Origin of the sequence: Cryobacterium sp. MDB1-18-1 (assembly GCF_004402735.1) — a bacterium.
Taxonomy (GTDB): domain Bacteria; phylum Actinomycetota; class Actinomycetes; order Actinomycetales; family Microbacteriaceae; genus Cryobacterium; species Cryobacterium glucosi.
Window position 1 is genome coordinate 1 of the sequence record NZ_SOFR01000008.1, and the last position, 6,713, is coordinate 6,713.

Below are 6,713 nucleotides of genomic sequence, written 5' to 3' on the forward strand. Positions count from 1 at the left end.
GGTGAATAAGGAGATCAAACGCCGCACCGACGTCGTCGGTATCTTCCCCAACGCCGCGGCCCTGCTGCGCTTGGCCGGGTCGGTTCTGATTGAGCAGCATGACGAGTGGGAGGCCGGCGAACGGCGCTACTTCTCCGAAGCATCCATGCTCGAGCTGGCCACCATGAACAACCCCATCAAGGTCATCGACGAGGCGGTGATCCTCCCAGAACTCGCCGCCGCCTAAGCTAGAACAACTGACCCGCACGGTGTTGAGAAACTCCACCACTCAGCGGGACGTGACCNACCACTCAGCGGGACGTGACCCCTTCGCCATTGAACAACCCGCCGGCATCGACGTCGGAGAGATCGTCGTTCGTCCAACAGCGCAGGGGTAATCGGCCCAACCAGCCTTCACCGGTGAAGCACATCAGCTGCTACAAAGCTGTCGTAAACCTCCAAAAGTTCTCGACGGTCCAGAATTGATCGTTTCCGATCCGCGTGAGGCGCAACGCTCTAGAACGGATCACAAAGGTGTCAGAACTGCTGTCCACGAAAAAGCTCGCGGCATCCCGGGCGTCGGTCTTCGCTTCCCCGCGTGGAGGTCCGCGAGCCGGCGCATGGCCAGGCCCGGCAGGTAGTCCACGAGCACGTTCTCGGCCTGCGCGACCGCGATCGGCATCGCACCGATCGTGGCTGGCTGATCCACGACGAACAACACCCGACCGCGCTCCTTCAACTGCCCGATCAGGTCCCACAGCTTGATCTCTTCGTTGGGCAGCGCTTTGTCGAAGAGTTGTTTCCCCGCCCGGTCCGATGCAACGGCGTGATGTTCGCCTCAACGCCGATAAGCACGTCAACGGTGTCGTAGTTCTCGATCATGAATTCTCCGTTCCAGGCTTCGTTTCGTTGGCCTGTGCCGCGGCGTCAAGTCTTGGCATCCACGTTACGAATGGTCTGGGACGAGTCCCGGTCCAGGCCCGATCAGCGATCACCTGATGCCAGTCAGGCCCGGTGACAACACCCCCCCCCCGGATCATGAACGACTGGGGGCAGCAATCATGCCGGGCCCGACAGGCCAACACCCTCCCAGCTCACACTGATTGGGCCTACGAAGAAAATAACGGGGGGTACCTGGCGATAGCAGGGCATTTCCGCGTGCAGACGAGTTCTGTTAGGGCTCAAGGTGAGGCAGGATGCGGTCCAGCCATTTGGGTGTCCACCAGTTGGCGCGTCCGAAAAGGTACATTGCGCATGGAACGATCACGAGTCTCACGACGGTGACGTCGATGAGGACGCTGATACCCAGGCCGAGCGCGAGCATCTTGATAGTGATGCTCGTTGTGAGAAGGAATGAGAAGAACACGCAGGCCATGATTACGGCCGCACACGTGATTACTCGGCCTGTCACGGAAAGTCCGTGGGCGACGCTATCTCTATTGCTGTCTCCCCGTATCCATGCCTCCCTGATGCGTGAAAGCAGAAATACTTCATAGTCCATCGAGAGGCCGAAGATGATGGCGAACATCAGCATGGGCACGTACGAGACGATCGGGATTGGTTGGGCGACGCCGAGGAAGCTCGAGCCCCAGCCCCACTGGAATACTGCGACGAGGACCCCATATGAGGCACCGATTGAGAGAAGGTTGATGATTCCTGCTTTGAGGGCAAGCACTGGGGATCGGAAGGTGAGAAGCATTAGGAGGATTGCCGCGATTACGACCGTGAAAATGATCGTGGGCAACGATGATGCGACAGCTTGCTGGAGTGCGATCGATGTGGCGACTCCTCCGGTGACGTAGCCGGCATACCCGAAAGTTTTCATTTGGCCTGGTAGGACCGTGGCGTCTAGCCGGGAGATCAGGTTGGCGGTGGCGGTGTCGCCGACGGAGGTGGTGGGTGTGACCTTTCCCACGAGGAGCATTTTGTCCGTGGTGGGTGCGAACTTTGTCACGGAGGCCACACCTGGCGTTGAGGTGAGGGTCTCATTTAGGGCTGTGGCTTCGGTTGCAAGCTGGGCGTCGGTCTGGCCTTGGGGTGCCCGGGCTACGACGACGAGTTGTGCTTGGTATCCGGGGCCGAACCCCGCGTCGATGGCATCCGATGCCCGACGTTCTGTCGTTTGGGTGGACAAGGCTCGAACGCCTGGGTTTCCGATCTGAATGGTCAGGACTGGCAGGGCAAGCAGGACAAGCAGCCCAAGCCCAGCAGTGAGATAGGCGGCGGGGTGCTTGCTCAGTGCGGTTGCGTACCGCTGCCAGCCCTGCGCGTTCGTGACCGGTTCAGCGATAGGGTTCTTGCGAACTTTGAGGACGTCGATTCGTCGACCTGCAACTGCCAGGAGTGCGGGAACGAGCGTGATTGCCGACAGGGCGGCGACCGCGACGGTGATGCTGGCCGACACGCCAAGCTGCCCAATGTAGGTGATGCCCGACGCGTAGAGACCGATCAGCGAGATCACGACGGTAGCGGCGGCGATGACCACGGCGCGGCCACTGGAGCCAACGGTCGTGGCGACCGCGGCGACTGGGTCGAGACCGTCCTTGATGAGTTGTCTGAACCGGGTTGAGAGGAAGAGGGCGTAGTCGATTCCGACGCCAAGCCCCATCATCAGCGCGATGGTCGGCGCCTCGCTCGGGAAGGCGAAGTAGGCGCTGGCAATGCCCAGAACACCGATACCCGCAAAGATGCCGATCACAGCGCTGACAACGGGAATCAACGTAGCGAGTACGCTTCCGAACGCGAGGAGCAGGATCAGGATCGCGACTCCGATCCCGACGAGCTCGGAGCTCGTTGTTGCGGAGGATGGCCCAGCGGCGCCTCCGAGGTCGCCACCATAGTCGACGCTGATGCCCGCTGTCCTCACCGCGCTGACAGCAGAATCTACGGCGCTTGCGTCGGGTGTGTCTAAGGCTGTGACGGTGTCTTTGTAGGTGATTGAGGCGACTGCGACCTGACCGTTGGCAGACATGGAGGCGAAGGGATCGCTCACTGCACGAACCGAGCTGAGACTCGCAATGGAGGTGATGGAAGCCTGTATGGCCGACTGTTGGGCTGCCAGTGTTCCGGAGGAAACGTGAAATACGACGTCGCCTGATGCGGTCCCCCGGGCGGCCTTTCCGGTTTGGTCCGTGTGGCTTTTGAGGAGGTCGGCGCCGATTTGTGCCGAGGAATTGGGGAGGACGAATGCAGCGTTGTATGCACCGTTCAACGCCGAGCTCCCGAGCGTGACGGCGACCAGCAGGAGCGTCCAGGTGATGATGACCGCCCATCGGCGTTCGGCGCACCATCCGCCGAGCTTCCAGAAGAAGCCATGGTCGGTTGGCGTTCGGGGTGGGGTGGCCTGTGACATCCTGCTGGGCGGTGCCAGAAGTGCAGCCATCAGTGCGTCACCACCCCAGAAATAGCGGCGGCAACGGGGCTGGCGACAATCACGCCGTCCGGTGCCGCGGTGTCAGTGAATTCTGCACAGCGATTAGGGCTTTTCATAGGGTTCTCCTTGAGGTTCGGGCGGGTGCCGAAGATCGCGGCACCCGCTGACTTTAAGGACAAGGCATTCATGTAGACAATGACTGCGGGTACCGACCACACCCCTACGCCGGTAGGGGGTGGCATGTACCCGAGGGGGCTGGTCCAGCGCGTCATTGTGCGTAGAGTCGAGATCGCGGGCCAACGGCGACACCCAAGCGCAGTGGTCTACCTACTCAGAAGGAATAGTTGGCAATGCTCCTGTTTCGTCACCAGTTGCGACGGCTCTACCCCGGGGCGGTTGCCCGGCTGCGGCGACCCCGCGCCCTCGCCTGGTCTGTTCTAGCCATCATCACTATCGCCCTCTTTAGCACGGCGGTTCCGGTAACTATCGATGTCTATGACACTCCTATTGCGCTGACTTTCCTGACCTTCACGATTCTCTGTGGAAGCATCCTTCTCGCGCCCCGTTTTCCCAAGATCGGCTCGATGCTCAATCTCGGGGCACTCGCAGGTCTCATCGTGCTCACGGCCCACAGCCCCGGACAATATTGGCCATTGCCCATCACCGGTTTGCTCGCCTTTTGTGCGCTGATCGCGGTACTCGGAATTTGGGGCGGCTGGTTGTTGCCCCTGGCGGTATGGTGGTTGGGAATTGTATTGATCTTGCTCGTTGCCGCCATCATGTCTCGGCCGACAGGCGGGCTCACAAATTGGCAAAGCAGTATCATTGGCGATTCTTCCATCAGTGCCCTGGTACTGGCTCTGTCGATAGCGATCGGGCAACGCCAACGAATCCGCGACCAACTCGCGTCCGCAAAACGGGACGTGGAGCTCGAACACGCCCGGCGGGAACACGCCGAAGAACGCGGCAGAATAGCCAGAGAGATGCACGACGTTGTTGTTCACAGCATGTCACTAGTTCACATTCAGGCCTCGTCGGCGCCCTACCGGATTCCCGATCTCGATGATGAAACCCGGGCAGAATTCGAGAACATCGCGCGTTCCGCTCGTTCTGCGCTCAACGAAATGCGGCAGGTGCTCGGCGTGCTCCGCCCCGACGCGCGAGACTTACCATTCTCTCCCCAGCCACAGCTATCCGACCTTAAGGAACTCGCACTCGTGACGACCAGGGCCGGTTCTCCTGTCACTCTCAGTATCGGCTCGAACGCGACGACCCTCTCCTCCGTTGTGCAATTGGCTGCATACCGAACGGTGCAGGAGGCGCTGGGCAACGCTCTTCGCCACGCCCCCGGCGCGGCGGTGTCAGTGCAATTCCAGATCGTCAAAGACAAGCTGCAGGTCGAAATCACCAACGACCCGGCCGAACCAGATCCGACAATGCACCGCCCAGCCGAAGCGCTCGGAACCGGCGGTCGAGGACTTCAGGGCATTCAAGAACGTACCGCTCAATTGCGCGGCCAGACCGAACACGGGCCAACGCCCGAGGGGGGTTTCCGTGTTTTCGCGGCCTTTCCGGTATGCGCCGAGACAACCAAGAACGGCGACCTATGAGTATTCGCGTCATGGTCGTCGATGACCAACCGATGTACCGGGTCGGACTCACAGCCATTCTCAGCGCCCAACCGGACATGACTGTTGTTGCAGACGCAAACGATGGCGTTGAAGCTGTGCGCCAAAACCGCACTGCACACCCTGACATCGTCCTGATGGACGTGCGAATGCCCAACATGAACGGGATAGATGCCACCCGGCAACTCATCTCTCCGATCGGAACGGCCCACATTCCCCGCATTATCATGCTCACCACGTTCGACATCGACGACTACGTCTACGCAGCCCTCCGGGCCGGGGCCAGCGGATTCTTACTTAAAGACACCGAACCGGAACAGTTGGCTACCGCCGTTCGCACGGTCGCAGCCGGCGACGCCCTGCTTGCACCCAGTGTCACGCGACGTCTCATCGAGAACTTCGTAGACAGCCGGCCCGCAGGGCTCACCTCAGCGACCGTGCTGAATGAACTGACCGAACGCGAACGAGACGTCTTCATGCTGGTTGCGTCGGGGGCTTCAAACCGCGAAATAGCGTCGAAACTCTATATCGCGGAGCAAACCGCAAAATCCCACGTCAGCCGGATGATGACCAAACTTCAGCTCCGTGACCGGGTTCACGCCGTCGTTCTCGGATACGAAACCGGGGCAATCCGACCCGGCAAAGGTGCCACCGGGATATAGCCTTCAGCGTCAACGAGAAGCCTTGCAAGCCATCACTATTCGCGCAAAGTATCGTCCGAGTTGTCATACTCGGACTGGCTGCGAACTTCCACTTGGGCACGGGGCGTTTTGTGACAGTGACCACTGTTGGCTGGGAACCTCGGGTCACGCTGCCGCGAATCGCGTTCGTGGTCGGCAGTTCCTTTTTCACGAATTGCAGCGCCGTGAGTTCAGTCCGGTTCGAGATCGGACCTAGAACGAACGCCCTCGCGGCGGTGGACAGCGGCGAGACGGGAGATCAAAACGGCGGCCACCACCATTGAGATCACCGACCCCAGTAACACTGCGAGTGTTCCCTCGTCGGCGACAGCTCCCGAACCACCCAGAGCGAGCTTGTTCAACAAAAGCGACACGGTGAAGCCGATGCCGCCGAGAGCCCCGACGGTCGCATGCCCGAGCGCCGTGAGTTGTGGCGTTTGAGAGCGCTGGCTTACGAAACGGGCGAGCCATCCGTTAGTGCGATCCATGTCATTTTGCCCACCGGCAATGCGCTGACGATTCCCCAAATGAGTATTAGCGCTTCCGGGGGCCACCGATATTGCCTTTGGGGGCCACCGGGCGGTATGGCCAGTAGCGCGCTCGGGAGCCACCGAATATTTATGCGGGGGGCCATCTGCATTGCTCCTTCCGTCCAGAGCTCGAAGTGGAGCTCGGCCCGCGACAAACCAGCCGGAATCAAAAAGGCCTTAAACAAGCACGCCGCGGTCTAGCAGGTGATGATCGATGTGTGGCTCAAGCACGAGCCCCGACGAAAGCACCAGGAGCATGTTGCTGGAACTCCTCGAGCGGCGTCACGATCAGGCATCACCGGTGTTTTGCACCCAATGCGCGCAACGAGATTGACACCATCTGGATCGAGACAGGCGGCCACAACTTGAGAGAACACACCGCCGGCCATGTCACGGCACAGGCACTCGCATCGTCGGGTGCCACTGCCCTACGTGTCAGGGTGAGTTGAGGCGGGTAGCTCAGAGCAAGTTCGCCGTTTGACGTAGGGCGAGAATCAGGAAGTCCCACCATGTCCAGTCCCTC

Annotated in this window: 5 protein-coding genes and 1 pseudogene; 3 read left to right on the forward strand and 3 right to left on the reverse strand. The window is 60.5% G+C overall.

What is annotated here, in order from left to right; translation table 11 throughout:
* On the forward strand, positions 1–226 hold a 226-nt coding region (locus E3O50_RS19530; RefSeq protein WP_241975225.1), incomplete at its 5' end, for a transposase.
* A gap of 316 nt (positions 227–542) precedes the next feature.
* Here the strand turns inward: E3O50_RS19530 and E3O50_RS01340 are convergent.
* Positions 543–861, reverse strand: a pseudogene (locus tag E3O50_RS01340) (transposase); the annotation flags it as partial.
* 292 nt (positions 862–1,153) lie between these two features.
* Positions 1,154–3,361 (reverse strand): MMPL family transporter, encoded by a 2,208-nt coding sequence (locus E3O50_RS01345; protein WP_198413421.1) that lies wholly within the window; start codon positions 3,359–3,361, stop codon positions 1,154–1,156.
* Positions 3,362–3,702: 341 nt separating this feature from the next.
* On the opposite strand from E3O50_RS01345, the gene E3O50_RS01350 reads away from it, so the two are divergent.
* Together E3O50_RS01350 and E3O50_RS01355 are read left to right on the forward strand one after the other, a co-directional pair.
* Positions 3,703–4,962, forward strand: a complete 1,260-nt coding sequence (locus E3O50_RS01350) for a histidine kinase (RefSeq protein ID WP_134448355.1) — start codon at positions 3,703–3,705, stop codon at positions 4,960–4,962.
* Positions 4,959–5,642, forward strand: a complete 684-nt coding sequence (locus tag E3O50_RS01355) for a response regulator transcription factor (protein WP_134448357.1) — start codon at positions 4,959–4,961, stop codon at positions 5,640–5,642. The genes E3O50_RS01350 and E3O50_RS01355 overlap by 4 nt, the downstream gene beginning before the upstream one ends.
* 209 nt (positions 5,643–5,851) lie before the next feature.
* Here the strand turns inward: E3O50_RS01355 and E3O50_RS01360 are convergent, their stop codons facing one another.
* Positions 5,852–6,148 (reverse strand): Na+/H+ antiporter NhaA, encoded by a 297-nt coding sequence (locus tag E3O50_RS01360; protein ID WP_134448359.1) that lies wholly within the window; start codon positions 6,146–6,148, stop codon positions 5,852–5,854.
* Positions 6,149–6,713 lie beyond the last annotated feature (565 nt).

Bases quoted from the DNA above. Each gene is read 5' to 3' on its own strand.
- E3O50_RS01345 (WP_198413421.1), bottom strand. From the start codon at position 3,361: ATGGCTGCACTTCTGGCACCGCCCAGCAGGATGTCACAGGCCACCCCA.
- E3O50_RS01350 (WP_134448355.1), top strand. From the start codon at position 3,703: ATGCTCCTGTTTCGTCACCAGTTGCGACGGCTCTACCCCGGGGCGGTT.
- E3O50_RS01355 (WP_134448357.1), top strand. From the start codon at position 4,959: ATGAGTATTCGCGTCATGGTCGTCGATGACCAACCGATGTACCGGGTC.
- E3O50_RS01360 (WP_134448359.1), bottom strand. From the start codon at position 6,148: ATGGATCGCACTAACGGATGGCTCGCCCGTTTCGTAAGCCAGCGCTCT.